The following is a 21,397-nucleotide window of genomic DNA, read 5'->3' on the forward strand; positions in this document are numbered from 1 at the left end:
GAAGTTCACAGGAGCATAGACGTCCAAATGATCAACTGACTGCTAAGCTGTCCAAACATCTGACCCTTTTAACAGGTACGACAGCCATGAATGCACCCCATACCGCTGGATGGCGATTCAAACTGGGCATCGCGATCATTTGTCTGATGCTCGGCTCCTGGCTGTTGGTGCCGATCATGGCGGCAACCGACATGCCGGGTTCCAAGATCGCCGCGCTGACCGGCGTCCTGTTTATCAGTAACAAAGTGCTGTTGATTATCGTCATTGCTGTCATGGGCAAGGCGGGGTTTCAGCAGCTTAAAAGCACTGTATTTGGTTACGTGTCTAAACTGGCACCGGCAACCGACACCGAAGTTGGGCCATGGCGTCATTGGATCGGTGTCGTGATGTTTTGTCTGCCGCTGATTTCGGCATTTCTGGAACCCTATGTCGACAGTATCTGGCCTGGACTCAGGCCAAACATCTGGCAGCTCCAGGCGTTGGGCGACTTGATGTTGATCGGCAGCTTTTTCGTACTGGGGGGCAACTTCTGGGAAAAAGTGCGCGCATTGTTCATTCGAACCGCGCGAGTGGTGAACACCAGTGCAGTGTGATTATTGATTAACTTAACTAAAGGGCTATTTAGTATAGCTATTTGCCATCATGGCATTCGGAGCAGCCATTGCAGCTAAACAGTGAAGCACTCGTGACCGCGCTTAACCTTGAACCGCATGTCGAGGGTGGTTACTACCGAAGAACCTATCAGGCTGATCAACAGCCTATGGTCGAGACGATTGGTGGTCCACGTTACACGATGAGCTCCATCTATTACCTGTTGACCACAGATTCGCCCGTCGGCCAGTTTCACCTGAACCGATCCGACATCATGCATTACTACCACCTGGGCGACGCCATTGAGTACAGCCTGATTTTCCCGGACGGCACATTAAAAACTGTCGTGATGGGCAGCGACGTTTTGGCCGGAGAATGTTTGCAGCTGCATGTACCAGGTGGCATCTGGAAAGCTTCGCGGTTGATGAAGGGATCGACGGGATTCGGTTTGATCAGTGAAGCGGTAACACCAGAGTTTCATTTTGCGGACATGGAAATGGGCGACAGGAAAAAGCTCAGTGAAGAATTTCCAGAGCATGGAGGGCTGATTGAGCAACTGACGAGAGATTGAGGATCGAGGGGGAATCAGCGCTTCAAAATCTGCGTGCAACCGGGCTGATCCCGAAACATATTGTTACGTGTAATGTATATTATGTTAAATGATGTGTCTGGATGGAACTTCTTCCAAGGGCTTCTCAGCGAACTTCGCCTACGGGCATCGAAGGACTCTATAGATCTCAGAAACTACCTGCATCGTTGCGTCTTCGATCGTTCCTTCATTACGGCATAAAACCCAGCCGTGATCTGCAATTGCTCGCTCGAACGATTTGGTACAAGCGACATGTTCTTCCAGCTTATGGATCACAGTACTGCTCAGCCCACGCTGTCGTGCCGCTGCTCTCGCCCATGAAATATCAGGCGCGGTGACAACCCCGACATGCAGGTCTGGCACTTGCACGTTTCGATCAATGTTCAACTGTAGAATTTCTGCAAACGGGACTGTCCGGCGAAACGCGGCTTCAGACGGGTACCAGCGATCGATCAAGATGATGCTGCCTGGTGGCTGTTTAGTCAGCACGTGCCGGGAAATCCAGGTACGGCTATCAGCAAAGCGCTCACAAACCGCCAACTCCAAATCCCGGGTGGGATTTCTGACGAGCTTGTTAACAAGGGCCATTGTTTCCCCCCTAAAGGGATCGCTTTTTTTCTCGCAAAGTCGGATCACCTTCTTGTTGTCTGCCCTCAGTACTTTCGTAACGGCCTCCAACAGCGTGGTTTTGCCGGTCCCCTTGGGCCCATCCAGAGATATAAACAGCGAACGATTCATTCTTCACATAACGATTGATATACGGTTTTTTGGCCCGGTTCGTTCGCTGGAACCGCTTGGCGCGACTACGCAAATCGAGTGGAGGGTTCTTATGAACAGAGATTGATGAACACTTTAACCCGGTTTCCGGCTAACGGGTCTCAGAATCCAGGGGGCCAGCCGCTTATGAACACCGCAAGCAAGTCGCTCCCAAAAGGCATCGCTCGCAATCTGTGCAAGCGTCAACAAAGCGTTACTTTTTTGAAACACTTCACAACCGTAGATCAGTAAAACCTGATTTTTGACACTCTCCCGATATGCGGTCACAACTTTTGCACTCCGCTGGGTCCTAACACGGTGGTCGTCGATGGAATATTGGCGTCTAGCGAGGTTCTTACCCGATACGGAGATAAGCTAATGATTTTCAATGTGCAAAATTATGGCGCCAAAGGAGATGGCATCACAGACGACACGGCAGCGATACAAAGTGCGATTGATGCGGCGGCCGCTGCAGGCGGTGGGCAGGTGTATATGCCGACCGGGACATATATTGTTTCTGGAGGTGAGGAGCCCTCCGACGGCTGCCTGATGCTCAAGAGCAACGTCTATCTGTACGGCGACGGCATGGGCGATACGACCGTTAAGGTGGCTGACGGCTCCGACACCAAAATCACGGGGGTCATCCGCTCGGCCTATGGCGAAGAAACCCATGACTTTGGCGTCAGCAACCTCACTATCGACGGTAACCGCGACAACACCACCGACAAGATCGACGGCTGGTTCAATGGCTACATTCCCGGTCAGGAAGGTTACGACTCCAACGTCACCCTCGACAGCGTCGAGATCAAGGATTGCTCCGGGTACGGTTTCGACCCCCACGAGCAGACCGTCAACATGGTCATCAAGAACAGTGTGTCCCACGGCAATGGCCTGGACGGCTTCGTTGCGGACTTTCTCAGCGACAGCACCTTCGAAAACAACGTCGCCTACGACAATGACCGCCACGGTTTCAACGTCGTCACCAGCACCCACGACTTTACCCTCAGCAACAACGTTGCCTACAACAATGGCGGAAGTGGCATCGTGGTGCAGCGCGGCAGCGAGGACATCCCCTCCCCCAGCAACATCACCATCACCGGTGGTGAGGTGTACGGCAACGGCGCTGAAGGCGTGCTGGTCAAGCTGTCCAGCGATGTAACCGTCAGTGGTGTCGATATTCACGACAACGCCAGCGCCGGGATCCGCATCTACGGCAGTAACCATGTCGAGATCATCGACAACACACTCAACAACAACTCTCTGGGCGCCCCCGTACCGGAAATCATCATCCAGTCCTACGACGACACGCTGGGCGTGTCCGGCAAGTACTTCAACGGCAGCGACAACACAATCCAGGGCAACATCATCAGCGGCAGCAACCTGTCGACCTACGGTGTTGCAGAGCGCAATGAAGACGGCACCGATCGCAACGCCATCATCGGCAACACCATCAGCCATACCAGCAAAGGCGCCACACTGGTCTATGGTGACGGCAGTTACGTAAACGCCACGGTGCCCATGACTACCGTGCAAGGCACGGCTGGCAACGACACTCTGCTGGGCAGCGCGGCCAGCGAAATTTTCTATGGTGCAGCAGGCAACGACACTATCAATGGCGGGGCCGGTGGCGACATTCTAGTGGGCGGTGCGGGCATCGACAAACTCACCGGCGGCACGGGTGCCGATACGTTTCGTTTCGTCGCCCAGTCCGACAGTTACCGCAACGCAACCGCAAGCTTCGATGACACCATCACCGACTTCGACGTCACCCAGGACAAGATCGACCTCGCCGGCCTCGGTTTCACCGGCCTGGGCAATGGCCGTGGTGGCACCTTGCAGGTCAGCTACAGCGCTGGCAACGACCGCACCTACATCAAGGACTACGATGCCGACGTCAGCGGCAATCGCTTCGAGTTGATTCTGTCGGGCAACCTGGCGAGCACCCTTACCGCCAGCAACTTCATTTTCAATCGGGTGGTCACCGGCACTAGCGGCAGCGATTCGCTGTTGGGTAGCGATTCGGCCGACACCCTGCTCGGTCTGGCGGGCAACGACAGCCTCAGCGGCGGTGCAGGCGACGACAAAATTGACGGCGGCGCCGGCATGGATACCCTTACCGGTGGCGCCGGGGCGGACACCTTTGTGTTCTCCAACCGCCTGGACAGTTACCGCAACTACAACACCGGCGGCGCCAACCTTGGAGACCTGATCACTGACTTCAATATCGCCGCCGATAAGATCGATCTCTCGGCCATGGGTTTCACCGGCCTGGGTGACGGCAAAAACAACACCGTGTACCTGGTGCTCAACACTGCCGGTACCAAGACTTACATCAAAACCCTGACCGCCGACGCCAATGGCAACCGTTTCGAGGTAGCGCTGGACGGCAATTATCTCGACAAGCTGACCAGCGCCAATTTTGTCTTTGCCACTTCGCCAACGGTCAACCACGCGCCGGTGGTGGCAACGGCGTTGCTGGATCAGAGCGCCACCGAAAACACCCCGTTCAGCTACGTCGTGCCGGCCACCAGTTTTACCGATGCGGATAACGACAGCCTCAGCTACACCGCCCAACTGGCCGATGGCAGCGCCCTGCCCGGTTGGCTGACCTTCGACACCGCTACCCGTAGTTTCAGCGGCACGCCCAACGACACGGCATCGGGCAATTACTCCATCAAGGTCACTGCATCCGATGGCAGCAACGCAACCGTCAGCGACAGTTTTACGTTGGCTGTACAGGACGTACCCACCGCACCCACTGTGATTAATGGCACACCGAACAACGACACGCTGACGGGCACCGCTGCCAACGAACAACTGTTCGGTGGCGCTGGTAACGACACCCTTAATGGCGGCGCCGGCAACGATATCCTGGTCGGCGGCACCGGCGCGGACAAACTCACCGGCGGCGCGGGCGCCGATGTATTCCGCTACACCTCAAAACTCGACAGCTACCGCACCGCTTCCACCAGCGCCAGTGACCAGATCCTCGATTTCGACGTGACCGCCGACAAAATCGATGTCTCGGCGCTCGGCTACACGGCCTTGGGCAATGGCCTGAACGGCACGCTGCAACTGACCTACAGCGCTTCGAGCAACCGCACCTACCTCAAGGATCTCACCGCCGACGCCAATGGCAACCGTTTCGAAGTGTCGCTGGCGGGCAACCTGGTGAACAGCCTGACGGCCAATCATTTTGTCTTCGCGGACCAGAACACTCCCAGCAATGTTGCGCCGGTGGTGGCCATCCCCCTTCTCGACCAGAACGCCACCGAAAGTTCGCCGTTCAACTACACCGTAACCCACGACAGTTTCACTGACGCCAACCAGGATGTGCTGACCTACACTGCGACCCTCGCCGACGGCAGCGCCCTGCCCGCTTGGCTGAGTTTCAACGCCACCAGCCTGGCGTTCTCCGGCACGCCGATCAGCACGGCGTCGGGCAATTACAACGTCCTGGTCAAGGCCACCGATCCTTCTGGTGCGTCGGTCAGCGACAGCTTCGCCCTGGTGGTGGCCGATGCGCCCGCCAACACCATCACTGGCAGCAACAACGCCGAAAGCCTCAACGGCACGGCGGGCGCCGACCTGATCCTCGGCCTCGGTGGCAACGACACCATCAAGGCCGGCACTGGCGCGGACATCGTCGACGGCGGCGGCGGACGCGATTCGCTGTACGGCGGCGACGGGGCCGACGCCTTCCGCTACACCGACGTACTCGACAGTTACCGCGACTACGACACCGGGGGGGTCACGGCGACCGACACGGTCTACGACTTCACCGCGGGCGTCGACAAGATCGACGTTTCAGCGCTGGGTATTCTCGGCCTCGGCGATGGCAGCAATGGCACGCTGTACATGACTCTCAACGCGGCCGGCGACAAGACCTACATCAAATCCGCCGAGGCCGACGTCGATGGCAATCGCTTTGAAATCGCCCTCAACGGCAACTACCTCGACACCCTGACCGCCAGTGATTTCGTGTTTGGCGAGCGCGCCCAGCAAGACATCCTCTACCTGCCCACACTCGGCCAATCCAATGCGCGCCTTTTGCGCATGACGGAGGACGACGATCAATCCGGCACCTCGATGCTGGTAAAAGACCTGGACCGCTACACCCCCTATGACGTGCGCAGCCAGTTCACCGACGCCGATGGCAATGGCATCGACATCGCGGTGGGTGGCAGCACGGTCAATGGCCTGTCGACCTTGGGCGCCGAGGAACTCAAGTTGTGCTGGTGGCTGACCGACACTAACCAACCCGGGCCTGCACTGTTGCGTGCCGTGGCGTTGCTGCAGGACCAGCTCACCGAACTCAAATCCATCGATAACGTCACCATGGGCATCATCTGGGGCCAGGGCGAGGAAGCCGCTCAGGAGATTGGCCGCTCCACGGACAAAGCCGCAGCAGCATCGGCCTACAAGGCCGCGACCCTGAATGTGTTTGATTACCTGCATGCCCAGTTCGGCAACTTCAGCGTGTACATGATGGAAACCGGTCACTACGAGCAGGACGCTGCGCGTGCCCGTGGTTATTCGGAAGAGAAGATTGCCTCAATCGTTGCGGGGGTTGGCTATGTCCGCGCCACCCAGGAGGCCATCGCCGCCGAGCGCGCCGACGTCAAGCTTGCGGTGGACTACACCGACCTGCCCTTGCGCTACGAAGTCGATCCGCTGGTCTATCCCGATGACGTCTGGCACCTGCACGAGGAATCAGCGGAAATCGTTGGCCAACGCCTGGCCGATTACATTGCCAATGACCTGGGCTTCCAGGGCAATCCCACCGACAACAACAGCGTGCAGGCCATTTTCGACAACGCTCAGAACCAGGGCGGGATGATTGCCGGCACTGATCAAGCGGATACCTTGGTGGGCAGCTCGGGCAACGACACACTGGATGGCGACTTGGGCGCCGACACAATGACCGGTGGCGATGGCAACGACATCTACGTGGTCGATAACGCGTTCGACAGTGTGGAGGAAACCAACACCTCGACCGCGCAGATTGATACCGTGCAGGCCTCGGTCAGCTGGACGCTGGGCGCCAATCTCGAGAATCTGGTGCTCACCGGCGTGTCGGAAATCGACGGCACCGGCAATGAGCGGCGTAACTTCATCACCGGCAATGCTGCCGACAACGTGCTCGATGGTGCCGCAGGGGCCGACAGCATGAGCGGTGGCGATGGTGACGACACCTACTATGTCGACAATGTCGACGACACCGCGATCGAGACCAACAGCAATGCGGTGCCTGGAGGAGTCGACAACGTGCACAGCAGCCTGGCGGCCTATACCCTCGGCAGCAACGTCGAGAATCTGTATGTCGATAGCGCTGGAGCCGCCAATGGGACAGGCAATGCGCTGGACAACACGCTGTTCGCCGGTGCCGGCAACAATGTGCTGGACGGACGCGATGGCAACGACACAGTGTCCTTCGAGCGGGCCCTGGCGGGCGTTACTGTAAACCTGTCGACGTCCGCACAACAAAACACCGCGGGGTCGGGGCTCGACACCTTGAAATTCCTCGAAAACGTGACGGGAAGCGCCAACGCCGACAGTCTGTCGGGCAACAGCACCGCGAATATCCTGAACGGTGGTGCCGGTAACGACACCCTGGTGGGTGGTTCGGGCGATGACCGACTGATCGGCGGCGCAGGCACCGACAACCTCACCGGCGGCACTGGCGCGGACACCTACGCGTTTGGAGCGCTGTCGGACATGGGCGTCGGGGCTTTACGCGATGTGATTAGCGGTTTCAAGACCACTGAGGGTGATCATCTGGATTTCACCAGCCTGGACGCCAACCCGCTGACCGCCACCGTCGACGCATTCATGTTCATTGGCAGCAACGCCTTCGACCCCACCAACGCCACTGGCCAACTACGCTTTGCCGACGGCATCCTCTCCGGCAGCGTCAACGCCGACGTCACCCCCGAGTTCGAATTCGAGATGGTGGGCGTCAAGGAGCTGCAGGCCAGCGATTTCACAGCCTGACCTGATGTGAGGGAGCCTGCTCGCGATAGCGGTCGGTCAATCAGCTTCCATGCTGAACGTACCGCCGTCATCGCGAGCAGGCTCGCACCCGCAGGTTTTTTTCGGTGCCTGAAAATCAAAGACCAACACAGACTGATGTGGCGAGGGGATTTATCCCCTCGCCACAATTCACCACGGCCAGTCGCGCTGCCAGCGCAGGACTGGCTTCACGCTCATTCCTCTTTGAAGGCCGCAAGCAAGCGCTCACGCAAAGGTTTCATCAGGTAATTCATCAAGGTGCGTTCCCCCGTCACCACCGTGACATCGGCGAGCATGCCGGGGCGCACCAGCAGACCAGCGGCCTGCAGCGAGGCGACGGTGTCGGCGGGAATTTCAACCTTGGCGGAAAAGTACGGCTGGTGCGTCTGTTCATTGATCAACTGGTCCGCCGACACCGTAGTCACAGTGCCGGTGACCGTCGGCGTATCCACCCGTTGCAGGGCAGTGAAATGCACATGCACCGGCAAACCCGGGCGTAGCTTATTGGCCATCAGCGGCTCGAAACGCGCGGTGATCGCCATCGGCGCATCCAGCGGTACCACCTGCATCAGGGTTTGGCCAGCCTGCGCAACGCCCCCGACCGTGTGAATGCTCACGTCCATGACCTGTCCGGATACCGGCGCACGGATCGCGCCGTTGTCGACTTCAAACTGCAAGGCATGAATCTGATCGGCATAACCGGCCGCCTCGGCAGAGACTTCGCTGAGCTGCGTTTCGGCATCGCGGCGAAATTCCTGCTGCGCCTGCAAGGCCTTGAGCCGGCTTTCGCTGATCGCCTGGCGGGTCCTGCCGACATCGCCCACTCCGGAGGAAATCTGTCCAGCCAATTGGGCTGCATTGCGCTCGGCCTCGAGCAGTTTGTTACGCGGAATGTAACCTTCACGGGCAAGATTGCGCAGGCCTTCCAGCTCCTGTTGCTGGAAGTGCATCTGCGCGTCGTAGTTGCGCTTGACGCCCTCGTAGCCGAGCAATTGCTGCTGCAAGGCCGCGGCTTCGTGTTCGATGATCTGCAAACGGCTGCCCAGTTCTGCACGGCGGGTCAGAAACAGCTGGCTCTGTAAGGCCATGGCGGCCTTGACCCGCGGCTCGTCGGCACGCTCCAGCAGTTCAACGGGCCATTGGATCTCGGCTGAACCCAGGCGCTCGGCGATCAACCGCGCCTCGACGCTACGATCATTGAGCAACTTGCCCAAAGTCACGTCCCGTTGCGCCTGCGCCTGCACCGTATTGAGCTGGACCAGCAACTGTCCCTGGGTGACGCGCTCGCCATCGCTGACCAGCAGCTTTTCTACCACCCCACCGACCAACGACTGCACAGCCTTGCGTTCGCCCGCCACCACCACGGTGCCGCTGCCCACGACACCCTGGTCGAGTGGCGCCAGACAGGCCCAGAGCAGGAAACCGCCCAGTGTCAGGACCAGGAAACCCACACCATAGCGTGCCGCGCCCCCGGCGTCGGTGCTGGCGCGTGGCTGCACTGTGGTGCCGCGCGCACTCAGCCCATGCTCGCTGTACGTTTGTGCCTCAGGGGTCAGATCACGCATCTCCGCCAGCCTCCCTGACCGCGGCCGGTCTTGGCCCCGGTCTCAATGCCTTGAGCAACCGATCCCTTGGACCGAATGCATGTTGAGTACCGTCCTTGAGCACCAGGATGTGATCAACCACTGCCAGCACATTCGGCCGGTGGGTAATCAGCACCACGGTGCTGCCAGTAGCCTTGAGCGCATTGATGGCCTGCACCAGCGCCACCTCTCCGGCTTCATCGAGATTGGAGTTGGGTTCATCGAGCACGATCAGCGAAGGGTGCCCATAGAGCGCGCGAGCCAGGCCGAGGCGTTGCTTTTGTCCACCGGACAAGCCAAGCCCTCCGGGGCCCAGCGGCGTATCGTAACCCTTGGGGAATTTGAGGATCATCTCGTGAATGCCGGCGTGACACCCTGCGGCGATGATCTTGTCGGCGTCCTGCTCGCCGAAGCGGGCAATGTTGTCGGCCACACTGCCGTCGAACAGCTCGATGTCCTGCGGCAGGTATCCAAGGTGCGGGCCCAGGGCGTCGTGGGACCATTGACTGATCTCGGCGTCGTCCAGGCGCACCGACCCGCCCATGGCCGGCCATACCCCGACCAGCGCTTTGGCCAGCGTTGATTTACCACTGGCGCTGGGGCCAACGACGGCGAGCACATCACCTTTGGTCAGGCTGAAATTGATGCCCCTCAGGATCGGTTGCGAGGCGCCGGGCGGGCCGACATACACCTGATCCAGGCGCAGCGCGCCGGTGGGCGGTGGCAACGGCATGCGCAGGCGCTCGCGCGGTTGCTGAGCAAGCAGTTGGCTCAGGCGCTGGTAACTCTGGCGTCCAGAGTTGAATTGCTTCCACGAACCAATGGCGATTTCCACGGGAGCCAGGGCACGCCCCAGCAGCAGCGACATCGCAATCATCATGCCCGCAGACAATTGGCCTTCCAGCACCAGCAGCGCCCCCAGGCCCAGGGCCAGCGACTGTCCGGAGATGCGCACGAAGCGGGTCGTCGCGGTGATACGCGCGCCGCGGTCGCTGGCATGGGACTGGGCGGCAATGATGCGTTGCTGCAGCAGGCTCCAGCGCTGGCGCAACGGCCCGAGCATGCCCAGAGCCCGGATGACTTCGGCATTTTGTAGCGTGCTGTTTACATAGATCGACGACTGCACGCCCAGGCGATTGGCTTCGTCCAGGCGTGTGCGAGTCGCTAACTCGCCCCACAGCGCCAGGCCGATCAGTACCAGCGCGAGAACCAGCGTCAGCACGCCGAACCAAGGATGAAAGATGAACGCCACCAGCACGAAGATGGGCAACCACGGTGCATCCAGCAAGGCGATCAGGCCCTGGCCGGTGATTAACTGCCGTAGCGTCGCCAGATCGGTGAGCACCTGCGCCGGGTTCGCGTTGTGCTCACGCAGGCTGCGGGCGAAGGCGGCATCGAAAATCCGCTCGCCCAGGGCTTCGTCCAGCCCGGCGCTCATGCGAATCATCACCTCGCCGCGTGCCCACTCGATCAGGGCGCTGAACATGAACAGTCCCAGGGCGATCAAGGTGAGCATGAATAAGGTGGTTTCGTTGCGACTGGTCAGGACCCGGTCGTACACCTGCATCATGTAGAGCGACGGCACCAGCACCAGCAGGTTGATCACACCACTGAACAGCGCCAACGACCAGAACACACGGCGATAGCTTAATAACGCGGCATCAATGTCATGCCGTGGATCGAGAAGCAAACCCATAGAGTGTCGCCCGCAAAAGGAATAGTCGGTCCAAGACGCAATCCATCGCGAGCTTTTTGCCCTCAGGCATTGGAAAAAAATAGACGTAGTCTGACGTGCCGCTAATCAGAGACGATCCTCGTCGCTAGGCGTGAAATACTGACAACGCAACCTCGGGTTAGTGCGGGCCGGGTTGTTGGGGGTGACGGGCGGGGATGTTGCACAGCGCCACGAGTGAGAAAGCATGGAAGACCGCGACCTCTTCGTTGCAGGGGATCGCAAATCCTTCTGAGACGAGCGGGTAGTAATTGCTGGTTTTATCCAATCTTGAGATTTCTCCCTCCGCAGCGTATTAGTATTTGCACCTGACTGACGCGATCCGGTGCGGCCAATGCGTGAAATCTACAGCGTCTTCAACTCCAATGGAGCCTATGAAACCGCTGCCCATGAGCATGATGAATTCATGATCATGGTGCCGGAACATGGTTTGTTGCGATTCAAGGACGAACAAAGCGGCCGTTCGACGTCGATAGTTGACCGACAGTTCGTATTGGTCCCACCCCAGTGGAGCCATTCCTCATCGTCAATGACAGTGAGCCAGGGGCACGTTGCGTTCTATGTCGACCCGGATTACATGAGCTATGCCCTGCGTGATCTGTCCGGTGATGCCAATCGTTTGTTGCGAGTCCCGACGTTGGGTATCTGGCACGCCTCGGCACCGTTTCATCATCTGTTGCTGGCGAAAAAGGCCTTCAGTCAACCGGATCGCTACGTGGATCGGCGTCGGCAAATCACCCAGACCGACCACTTGCTGCTCCTGGAATGCCTGGCGATTTCCCTGAGCCAGCCAAGCCTGCAACGTTCTTCGACCGAACGTCATGGTGCGGCATTGGTGCGTGATGTTCAGCGCTATCTGGATGGCAACCTTGAACAGTCTCCGGGACTGGACGAGATCGCTGAAGCCTTTCATGTTTCACGACGCCACCTCACCCGCTTGTTTGCCCAACACACTGGCGAATCCGTGTTGGCCTGCGTTCAGCGCATGCGCCTGGAGCGAGTGAAGAACCTGCTGCAGCACACGCGCATGTCGGTGCTGGAGATTGCCAACAGTGTCGGCTACGAGTCCCCTTCCCACCTGGCCCAGGTTTTCCGACGCGCGCAGGGCTGCTCGCCTGACGAGTTTCGCCGTAACACCAACCGGTAAACCATCCCGATTATCCATGGCCCGATCTCGCGCATGATGAGGCCCGATCCCGTGCGCCCGGAATTCCTCCGCCCTGCATCCTGAGCCCTGATAAAACAACAAGAGGATGGGGCCGTGAGGCAAGAACCCTTTATCAGTTTCGCTGATGTGCAGAAGAGTTTTAAGGTCGACGGGCGCCAGTTTGTGGCCGTGCGCAATGTATCGCTTGAGATCCAGCGCGGCGAAATCATTACGTTGGTCGGCCCGTCCGGGTGCGGCAAATCGACGTTGTTGAACATGACCGCGGGGCTGTTCGGCCCTACCGAAGGTCGGGTTCATTACGACGGCGCCGAAGTCAAAGGCGTCAACACCCGCGTCGGCTACATGACCCAGGCTGACCACTTGCTGCCGTGGCGCACAGTCGCCGGCAATATCGCCGTACCGTTGCAGATCCGGCGCCTGGGCAAGCGTGAAATCGACGTGCGCGTCGAGGAACTGTTGGCGCTGGTCGGGCTGACCGGTTTCGGTGCCAGCTACCCGAACCAACTGTCCGGTGGCATGCGAAAACGTGCTGCGATGGCCCGATTGCTGGCCAGCGATCCTGAGACCTTGCTGATGGACGAACCGTTTGGAGCCCTCGACGCGCAGATGCGCCTCACGCTGCAAACCGAACTGTTGCGACTGTGCAAGAAACTGAAAAAAACCGTGCTGTTCGTCACCCACGATGTTGACGAAGCCATCGCCCTCGCCGATCGCTGCGTGGTCTTTGCCGGACGTCCCGGCACCATCGATCACATCCTTGAGGTGTCGCTGGCGCAGCCACGCAATCTGGTGCAACTGCGTTCCGATCCGCACTACGTCGAACTCTGCGCCGCCCTTTGGCAGCGCCTGGCCCCAGACATCGCCGGTGCCGCCGATCCTTCCTCGCTGGCTCACTCTCTGGAGGCCCTATGATTCAGGTCTATCGCTTGCTGTTCCTGGTGTTTCTGCTGGTGCTGTGGGAAGGCATTTCCCGTTGGTTCGGCGTCGAGTTTTTCATCAGCCGGCCTTCTGCCGTGGCGGCCAGTTTGTGGAAGATCCTGCTCAACGGTGTGTTTTTCTACCACGCAGGGATTACCACGCTGGAAGCCGTACTCGGATTCTTCTTCGGCTCGGTCGCCGGTCTCGCTGCTGGTCTGCTGTTAGGACGGGCCAAAGTCCTGGCCGACATCCTCGACCCCTTCCTCACCGCGTTCTACAGCTTGCCGAAGGTCGCTCTCGCGCCATTATTTATCCTCTGGTTCGGCATCGGCTTGCCGATGAAAGTCATTCTGACCGCGGCAGTGGTGTTCTTCCTGGTGTTCCTCAATACCTACAGCGGTGTGCGCAACGTGTCCCGCGAGCAGTTGACCATCCTGCGCCTGATGGGCGCCCGCGAACGTGATTTGTTGAGCATGGTGGTCATCCCCTCCGCGTTCACCTGGGTGTTTACCGGATTGCGCCTGTCGGTGCCGTACGCACTGATCGGCGCACTGGTGGGTGAAATCATCGCTGCCAATCGCGGGCTCGGCTACTTGCTCTCCGACGCGGCTTCGCAGTTTGACACCGCCGGTGTGTTCGCCGCGCTGGTGGGCATCATTGCCCTGGCGCTGATCCTCAATACCGCGGTCAAGCTGGCCGAACGCCGTTTGATGCCGTGGAAAGCCAACGACGCCGAACGTGAAGTGGCGGTTTGAGCACACCTACGATTTGATTATCCGGAGTTCCATCATGTTCAAACGTCTAGTAACGGCGACCGCGTTCGCCAGCGTATTGCTCTGTGGGTTCGCGACTCAGGCCGCCGAGTTGACCAAGGTCAAACTGGCGTTTCCCAGTGAAGGCTTCTTGTATGTGCCGATCTATGTCGCGCAGAAGCTCGGCTATTTCGCCGAAGAAGGGCTCGACATCGAAGTCATCGTCTTCCAAAAAGGCGGTTCTGCGGCGCTTACCGCTGTGCTCGGACGTGATGCCGACGCCTATGTCGGCCTGCCTGCCGTGGCGATTCGTGCCCGCACCAAGGGCCAGAATGTCCAGGCATTCGCCTCAGTGCAAACCCAGTTCGGCAGCACGGTGGTGATCGATGCGGCATCTGCCAAGAATGCGGGCGTATCCGCGGCGTCACCGCTGACTGCCCGGGCACAAGCCTTGAAAGGATTGAAAATCGGTGTCACCGGTCCCGGCAGCACCACCGATATGCTGGTTCGCTATCTGGCCAAGGACGCAGGCCTGAGCCCGGACAAAGACCTGACCATCATGCCGATTGGCGGCGCGCCGAACATGCTGGCGGCGTTTTCCCAGGGCAGCATCAATGGTTTTTCGCTGTCACCACCGACTATCACCACCGCCGAACAGCAAGGGGGATTTGTGCTGATGGACCTGGCCAAGGGTGAATATCCGCCGCTCAACGGTTTCCTCTTTACAGCGATGATTGCCCGGGAAGACTGGCTGGCCAGTAACACCGACACCGCACGAAAAATGGTGAAGGCCCTGTGGCGCGCCGAGCAACTGATCGCCACCGATCCGGACAAGGCTCGGGAAGCCGTGCGGCCGTACTTCGCTCACACCGCCGCGCCGATTTTCGATTCGGCATGGACAGCGTCGCTGCCCTCTTACCCGGCCACACCGAGGGTCGAGTTGTCGGGCGTCCAGAAGAACATCAGTTTCATGAACGCTGTTGAAGCGGAACCGGTCAGCCTTGATCCGCACACAGTATTTACCAATGCCATCGTCGATGCAGTTGCACCCGTTTTATCGGACGCTCAAGGAGCGCAGAAATGACCCCGCAAGTTCATCTGATCAATGTATTCCCTGCTGCGGAAAACGGCGGCAACCCGGCACCAACCGTCGCTCGCGCCGACGGCATGAGCGCTGCAGACATGCAGGCTGTGGCCCAGGCTTACGGGCATGAATGCGGCTTCGTCTGTTCGCCACCGGCTGGAACCGACTATGACTTCAGCTTCCGTTTCTGGGTGCCGAACCACGAAATGGAGATGTGTGGACATGCCTCGGTCGGCGCCGTCTGGCTGCTGGACCGACTGGGGATGTTGCCTAAGGATCAACTGTCGATCTGGACCTTGAGTGGACGCGTGGACGCGCGAGTCATGCGCGATGGGGATGGTGGCGTACAGATCGAAATCACCCAGCCCATAGGTCAGGTCGAAACGCTCTCGTCCCCGGACATCGAAGCGGAAATCCTCTCGGTGCTGGGCATCAGCTCCAATGAGTTGGCTCCGTTGCCCATCCAGAACGCGGCCACCAGCCGGGTGAAAACCCTGATCCCGCTCAAGAGCGTAGCGGTGCTGGATGGACTGAAACCCGACTTCCGACGGGTTGAGCAATTGTGCGAGCGCATCGGCTCAACCGGTTTGTACCCCTACGCAGCACTGGACCTCGCCACTCGCCAATTCGACGCACGACAGTTTCCAAAATCCTCCGGCTATCCCGAAGATGCGGCCACCGGTATTGCGGCCGCTGCCTTGGCCTTCGGGTTGCTGGAAAACGGCCTGGTGAGTGCTGATGAGCGCCCGGTGCGTGTTCGTCAGGGCCGGGCTATGGGCCGCCCTTCGGAGATATCGTTGCGCTTTCGCCGGGATGCTCAGGAGCAGATCCAGGGATTGTGGCTCGGCGGGCCGGTGAGTTTTGCGCAGGTGAACCCATGAGCATTCGAGAGAGACTGACGCTGTTGGGCCTGCAATTGCCCGATGCCCCTGCCCCCAAAGGTGACTACGTGCCGGTGGTGATCCACAGTGGTGTGGCCTATGTCAGCGGGCAGGTGTGTCGACTGGCCGACAGTGTAATCAAAGGTCCGGCTCGGGCAGACATGCCTGCAGAAACCTTGATCCTGGCTGCTCGCACCTGTGTGTTGCGGGCTTTGAGTGCGCTTGAGCAAGCGATCGGTGATCTGGAATGCGTCGAGCGGATTCTGTTCGTACGCGGATTTGTCTATGCCGAGGACGGTTACCAGGAATACTCAAAAATTCTCGACGAAGCTTCGCGTTTGCTGATCGAGTTGTTTGGCGAGCGCGGGCAACACGCGCGCTCTGCACTGGGCGTCGCCGGGCTTCCAGGCAGCGGATTGCTGGAGTTGGAACTGGTGGCGGCAGTGCGTTAGAGCGCTTTCTCACCAGGCCAATCAATCAACCATGAAAGCTCTCGCGTTGAGGTGGCACATTCCTCAGCGCGACTGCGGCCTGGGAGCCAATGTCGACGCTTGCCTCTTATCCATGGCCCGATTCTGCGCGTGATCAGGCCCGATCCCACGCGCCCAAAAAATTTCCGCCTTGCAAACTTCCCCCTGACAAAACAACAAGAAACAATAGGAAGGTGTTTATGCCAATGCTCCCTCGCCATCCATCGCTCGTTAAGCGCAGCCATCTTCAAGTGGTGGTGTGTGTTTCGACACTCGCGCTATCGTTGACCGCCTGGGCGGCCACTCCTGGTCCCACGAAGTCCTACCAACAACCTGCGCTGGAGCCGATTGGCGAAGTCCAGGCCATTTATGACGGCAATCTCAGCGAGGACTTGGCCGTCACTACCTTTCGCAATACTGATCGTTTGTTTCCTGTGCGGGCCATCAAGGCGGGCAGCCACCCTTTCCCGCTACCGCGCAGCGGCACGCCACTCGGCCCGGTTGCCTTTGACTATAAAGGCAAGCGCTACAGTCTCGATGACTACGTTGCGCTGAATCGGGTAACAGGCCTGTTGGTGCTCAAGGACGGTAAAATCGTGACTGAGCGATACGAAAAAGGTAATACCACCGACACCCGCTGGATGTCGATGTCGGTGGCGAAATCTATCACCTCTACCCTCGTGGGCGCTGCATTGCAGGACGGCGCCATCAAAAGCCTTGATGACAAAGTCACCCACTATTTACCCGCGCTGGCCGGTAGCGGATACGACCAGGTCACCGTACGTCAAATTCTGTCCATGCGCTCCGGAATCAAATGGAACGAGAAATACACTGATCCAACATCAGACGAACGACAGTTGATCAAGCTGCGAATCGAACAAGTGCCTGGATCGCTCCTCAAGTTCATGGCAAGCCTGCCCACCGCAGCACCTCCTGGCACTCGCACCAACTACAGCACCGGTGAAACGCAAGTCTTGGGACAACTGGTCAGCGCCGCCGTGGGCAAGCCACTGACGCAATACCTGAGCGAAAAAATCTGGGCTCCCTATGGCATGCAAACCGATGCCAAATGGTGGCTCGACGGCCCCAATGGCAACGAAGTGGGCGGTAGCGGCATCAGTGCAACCCTTGAAGATTACGGGCGTTTTGGCCAGTTTTTACTCAGCGGCGGCAAGGCCGGTGCACAGCAAGTGCTGCCTGAAGACTGGATGAGCTTCGCCAGCGCGACCACTGGCACAGATGCGGCCTACGGTGACTTTGCCAACATGTGGTGGCCAGGCTGGACCGATGCATCCAAGGCCGATAAAGCCTTTACTGCTGCAGGCACTTTTGGTCAGTACCTCTACATCAACCCGACCAAAAATGTGGTGATTGTAGTGTGGCAAGCACAGACCAAACCCACCGGTGGTGAGGTTATCGACGACATGGTCGCCTTTGACGCCATCAGCAATACCCTTCAGTAACCGGTTTCTCGGGTTCATGTATAGGCGTTGGAAAAACGCCTATACATGAAGAAGGCAGCCAGAATTTGTTCTCTAATGTTGTTCTAGCGTGTCGGCATGGGCGTCCTGATTGACAGGCGCGTGGATCGAGATGCCATACGCAATCAGGCAGCCAACCCCGCAGCTTCCCACCACCAGGCACATGGGCCATGAAGTGCCATCAGCCAGGTGACTGACCCACAGACTGGCCAGCGCCCCGGTGGCGAATTGCACCGAAGTACCCAGGGCGACACTCGCCCCCGCCTGCCTCGGGAACATGCTCATCAGGCTTGCCGTGCAATTGGCTCCGAGCAACCCGGTGACGCCCGTGTACAGCACCATACAAAGTACGATGCTCCACAGCCCGCCCCACTGTGCTTAAGGAAATGGGAGGTATTTAATTTGCGGGTGTCTGGAATGACGCCAGCTCGCTTGTTCAGGGTTTCATAATCTTGATACTTGCGAACGTTGACTCATCACGCGCCTGATCCAGCAAATTCATCGGCCTTGCCGGCGGAAATATTTGCAGAGTCGGACTTGCTGCCACTTGCGGTTGCGCCACCAGTCGCTCATCGCTGGGTGGAATGCCGAAACACTCGCGATAGCACTTTGAGAAATGGGGGGTGGACACAAAGCCGCACACCACCGACAACTCTACGATGGAGATCGGCGTTTGCTTGAGCAACTGACGTGCGCGTATCAGGCGCAATTTGAGGTAATACCGCGACGGCGAGGAATGTAGATATTTCTGAAACAACCGCTCGAGCTGTCGACGGGACAAGCCAACATAACTCGCCAGTTCGTCGAGCTCGATCGGCTCTTCCAGATTGGCCTCCATCAAGGCGACGATTTCCTGCAACTTCGGTTGATGGGTGCCGAGCATGTGCTTGAGGGGCACTCGTTGGTGATCCTGCTCGGTGCGGATTCGCTCGTAGACGAACATCTCGGAAATGGCCGCTGACAGTTCATGACCATGATCGCGACTGATCAGGTGCAGCATCATGTCCATTGGCGCGGTTCCACCGGAGCTGGTGAAGCGGTCCCGGTCGAGGGTGAATAAACTGGAGCTGAGGTTCACTCGCGGAAAAGCTTCCTGCATGGCGGCCAGAAATTCCCAGTGCACGCTGCAATCGAACCCGTCGAGCAAGCCTGCCTGGGCCAAGGCCCAACTGCCTGTGCATACGCCCCCGATCCGCTTCGAGCGTCGCGCCTGGGCTCGCAACCAGGCAACGTGCTCCCGGGTCACGGCGCTTTGAATGCCGATGCCTCCGCAGACAATCACGGTATCAAGCATCGGTGCGTTATTGATCGACGCATCCGGAGTGATCGGCATGCCGTCGCTTGCCCACACCTGCTCGCCTCCCAAACTGAAAGTGTGCCAACGATACAGCTCTTGACCGGTCAGCTGGTTGGCCATTCGTAGCGGCTCTACAGCAGAGGCCAGAGAAATCAAAGTGAATTGGTCCAGCAGCAAAAAACCAATGGTTTGGGGAGAAACGGCCCTGGGGGTGTCATATGCCATCGAAGATTATTCTCCCAGTGAGCGGTAATGGCCCGTGGCACGGGCGGTTTTACCGCCCCGCCACTGCTCGCGTACTTATAAGATCGCAAGCAGGTTTACGCTGAAGCGGCTATGCACTTTCTGCCGCCACCACCCTCTGCGGCTGCCCGTGGTGACGCGTGGTCACAAGGCCGATAAAGGAAATCACCAGCGCCAGGACGATGGTCGAAGAAACCTCCATACGGTGCTCGGGCGTCACCATCATCACCGCCAACGCTGCGCTGATGAAGGCGATAACGAACCAGGTCAGCCAGGGAAACAACCACATCTTGAAGGTCAGCGTGACGTTCTGCCGACGCAGAATCCTGCGCATGCGCAATTGCGACACGGCGATAACCAGGTACACCAGCAACGCAATGGCGCCAGAGCTGGCGAGCAGAAACTGGAATAAACCGGCAGGCATGAAGTAGCTGAACAAGGTCACCCCGGCACCCAGCACAGTGCTGGCGATTACCGCAGCCCTCGGCACACCCGCCGACGACGTCACCTTCAATGGTTTCGGTGCATCACCGCGCTTACCCAGCGAAAACAACATGCGCGAGGAAATATAGATCGACGAGTTCATGCAGCTGGCCACGGCAATCAACACCACCACATCCACCAGCAACTTGGCATGGGGAATGTTCATCAGCTCCAGTGCCCGCTGGTAAGAGCCGACAGACGCCAACAACGGATCATTCCAGGGCACCACGGAAATGACCACGAAAATGGACAGCAAGTAGAACACCCCGATGCGCCAGATCACCGAGCGTGTGGCTTTGGCGATGTTCTGCGCAGGGTTGCTGGATTCGGCGGCCGCAATGGTCACCGCTTCCGTACCGATGAAGCTGAACATGATGGTGATGAATGCGCCGACGACCGCTGACAAACCGTTGGGCGCAAACCCGCCATATTCGTCCATGAGTCGACTCAACCCGCTGGCTTCCCGCTCGGGAATCCACCCCATGAGCACCGCAAAACCAAGGCCGATAAACCCGATGATCGCCACGACCTTGGCCATCGCAAACCAGAATTCGAACTCGCCGTATTTGGACACGCTGAAGAGATTGGTCACGACCAGCAGGATGATCGACAGCAAGGCAAACAACCAGGTATCGATCTGTGGGAACCATTGGTTCAATACATGCCCGGCCGCGAGCGCCTCGATGGGGATCACCAGCACCCAGAACCACCAATACAGCCAGCCGATGGTGAAGCCAGCCCAACGCCCGATGGCCTGGTCTGCATAGGTGGAAAAGGATCCGGTGTCCGGGTTGGCAACCGCCATTTCGCCCAGCATGCGCATGACCAGAACGACTAAAAGGCCGGAGAACAGATACGCCAGCAATACCGCCGGACCGGCAGCAGCAATGGCATGTCCCGACCCGACAAACAAACCTGCTCCGATAATCCCCGCGATGGAAAGCATAGTGACGTGGCGCGGCTTGAAACCCTGTGCCAACTGACCGTTCGAATCTTTAGAGTTCAGGCTATTCATTGTTTTTTTTTGTTCTCTGGTGATCGACGTTAGAGCGTGCTGACTGAGGGTCAGGCGATCATCATTTCTTCCTGTTGCCCCTTATCGAAAGCGGCGAACCTCAACGCTTCTGAGCATTTCCCATCAGTCATCGTGACTGCACAGCCATTAAATGACGCGTCACCTTACGCGTTCAGTCTTCAACGCAAGTAGCCCGAGCGCGCCACCTGTGAGTCTGATATCGACATGCGCCAGCGTGACAATCCATTACCGGTTTACTACCTCGACGAAGGTAGCCAACAGCTGATCCCTCTTCTATAGGCACGTTCCATCCAACCGGTGCAGGCGCATCGGTTGGAGAGG

The 21,397-nt window shown here is 58.7% G+C and carries 16 protein-coding genes; 10 read left to right on the forward strand and 6 right to left on the reverse strand.

Features of this window, described 5'->3' with window-relative positions; genetic code table 11:
* Positions 1-86 precede the first annotated feature (86 nt).
* Both J4E42_RS00790 and J4E42_RS00795 read left to right on the forward strand, forming a co-directional pair.
* Positions 87-593 carry a transporter suffix domain-containing protein gene (locus J4E42_RS00790; protein ID WP_008041543.1) on the forward strand — a complete coding sequence of 169 codons (507 nt, stop codon included), beginning with the start codon at positions 87-89 and terminating at the stop codon, positions 591-593.
* A gap of 68 nt (positions 594-661) precedes the next feature.
* Positions 662-1,162, forward strand: a complete 501-nt coding sequence (locus tag J4E42_RS00795) for a cupin domain-containing protein (protein WP_207284313.1) — start codon at positions 662-664, stop codon at positions 1,160-1,162.
* A 138-nt stretch (positions 1,163-1,300) separates the two neighbouring features.
* Here the strand turns inward: J4E42_RS00795 and J4E42_RS00800 are convergent, their stop codons facing one another.
* Positions 1,301-1,918: a dTMP kinase gene (locus J4E42_RS00800; protein ID WP_008041540.1), complete on the reverse strand. Its 618-nt coding sequence runs from the start codon at positions 1,916-1,918 to the stop codon at positions 1,301-1,303.
* Positions 1,919-2,314: 396 nt separating this feature from the next.
* Here J4E42_RS00800 and J4E42_RS00805 point away from each other — a divergent pair, with 396 nt between their 5' ends.
* Positions 2,315-7,930 (forward strand): putative Ig domain-containing protein, encoded by a 5,616-nt coding sequence (locus tag J4E42_RS00805; RefSeq protein WP_207284314.1) that lies wholly within the window; start codon positions 2,315-2,317, stop codon positions 7,928-7,930.
* A 212-nt stretch (positions 7,931-8,142) separates the two neighbouring features.
* Here the strand turns inward: J4E42_RS00805 and J4E42_RS00810 are convergent, their stop codons facing one another.
* Complete coding sequence (locus J4E42_RS00810) at positions 8,143-9,513, reverse strand: HlyD family type I secretion periplasmic adaptor subunit (RefSeq protein WP_008041538.1); 1,371 nt, start codon at positions 9,511-9,513, stop codon at positions 8,143-8,145.
* The gene (locus J4E42_RS00815) at positions 9,506-11,227 is read right to left on the reverse strand and encodes a type I secretion system permease/ATPase (protein WP_008041537.1); all 1,722 of its coding nucleotides are present in this window, start codon (positions 11,225-11,227) and stop codon (positions 9,506-9,508) included. The genes J4E42_RS00810 and J4E42_RS00815 overlap by 8 nt, the downstream gene beginning before the upstream one ends.
* Before the next feature lie 370 nt (positions 11,228-11,597).
* Between J4E42_RS00815 and J4E42_RS00820 the strand changes: the two genes are divergently transcribed.
* The 7 genes from J4E42_RS00820 to J4E42_RS00850 all read left to right on the forward strand — a co-directional run bounded on the left by J4E42_RS00820 (position 11,598) and on the right by J4E42_RS00850 (position 17,999).
* Entirely contained in the window at positions 11,598-12,410 is an 813-nt protein-coding gene (locus J4E42_RS00820) for an AraC family transcriptional regulator (protein WP_008041536.1), read from the forward strand.
* Positions 12,411-12,524: 114 nt separating this feature from the next.
* On the forward strand, positions 12,525-13,343 hold the full coding sequence (locus J4E42_RS00825; RefSeq protein WP_008041535.1) for an ABC transporter ATP-binding protein: 819 nt from the start codon (positions 12,525-12,527) through the stop codon (positions 13,341-13,343).
* Positions 13,340-14,104, forward strand: a complete 765-nt coding sequence (locus J4E42_RS00830; RefSeq protein WP_008041534.1) for an ABC transporter permease — start codon at positions 13,340-13,342, stop codon at positions 14,102-14,104. Before J4E42_RS00825 ends, J4E42_RS00830 begins: the two co-directional genes overlap by 4 nt.
* A gap of 34 nt (positions 14,105-14,138) precedes the next feature.
* Positions 14,139-15,185, forward strand: a complete 1,047-nt coding sequence (locus J4E42_RS00835; RefSeq protein ID WP_008041533.1) for an ABC transporter substrate-binding protein — start codon at positions 14,139-14,141, stop codon at positions 15,183-15,185.
* Positions 15,182-16,066, forward strand: coding sequence for a PhzF family phenazine biosynthesis protein (locus J4E42_RS00840; RefSeq protein WP_008041532.1), 885 nt, complete (start codon positions 15,182-15,184; stop codon positions 16,064-16,066). The genes J4E42_RS00835 and J4E42_RS00840 overlap by 4 nt, the downstream gene beginning before the upstream one ends.
* On the forward strand, positions 16,063-16,518 hold the full coding sequence (locus J4E42_RS00845) for a RidA family protein (RefSeq protein ID WP_192227189.1): 456 nt from the start codon (positions 16,063-16,065) through the stop codon (positions 16,516-16,518). The genes J4E42_RS00840 and J4E42_RS00845 overlap by 4 nt, the downstream gene beginning before the upstream one ends.
* Before the next feature lie 218 nt (positions 16,519-16,736).
* Positions 16,737-17,999 carry a serine hydrolase gene (locus J4E42_RS00850; RefSeq protein ID WP_207284315.1) on the forward strand — a complete coding sequence of 421 codons (1,263 nt, stop codon included), beginning with the start codon at positions 16,737-16,739 and terminating at the stop codon, positions 17,997-17,999.
* Positions 18,000-18,071: 72 nt separating this feature from the next.
* On the opposite strand, the gene J4E42_RS00855 is transcribed toward J4E42_RS00850, so the two are convergent.
* The 3 genes from J4E42_RS00855 to gabP form a co-directional block, all read right to left on the reverse strand.
* A complete protein-coding gene (locus J4E42_RS00855) occupies positions 18,072-18,359 on the reverse strand; it encodes a hypothetical protein (RefSeq protein ID WP_207284316.1) in 288 nt (95 codons plus the stop codon).
* A 94-nt stretch (positions 18,360-18,453) separates the two neighbouring features.
* Positions 18,454-19,539, reverse strand: coding sequence for a GlxA family transcriptional regulator (locus J4E42_RS00860; RefSeq protein ID WP_207284317.1), 1,086 nt, complete (start codon positions 19,537-19,539; stop codon positions 18,454-18,456).
* A 109-nt stretch (positions 19,540-19,648) separates the two neighbouring features.
* Entirely contained in the window at positions 19,649-21,055 is a 1,407-nt protein-coding gene (gene gabP, locus J4E42_RS00865) for a GABA permease (protein WP_207284318.1), read from the reverse strand.
* Positions 21,056-21,397: the final 342 nt, after the last annotated feature.

Origin of the sequence: Pseudomonas sp. FW300-N2A2 (assembly GCF_017351735.1) — a bacterium.
Lineage (GTDB): Bacteria > Pseudomonadota > Gammaproteobacteria > Pseudomonadales > Pseudomonadaceae > Aquipseudomonas > Aquipseudomonas migulae.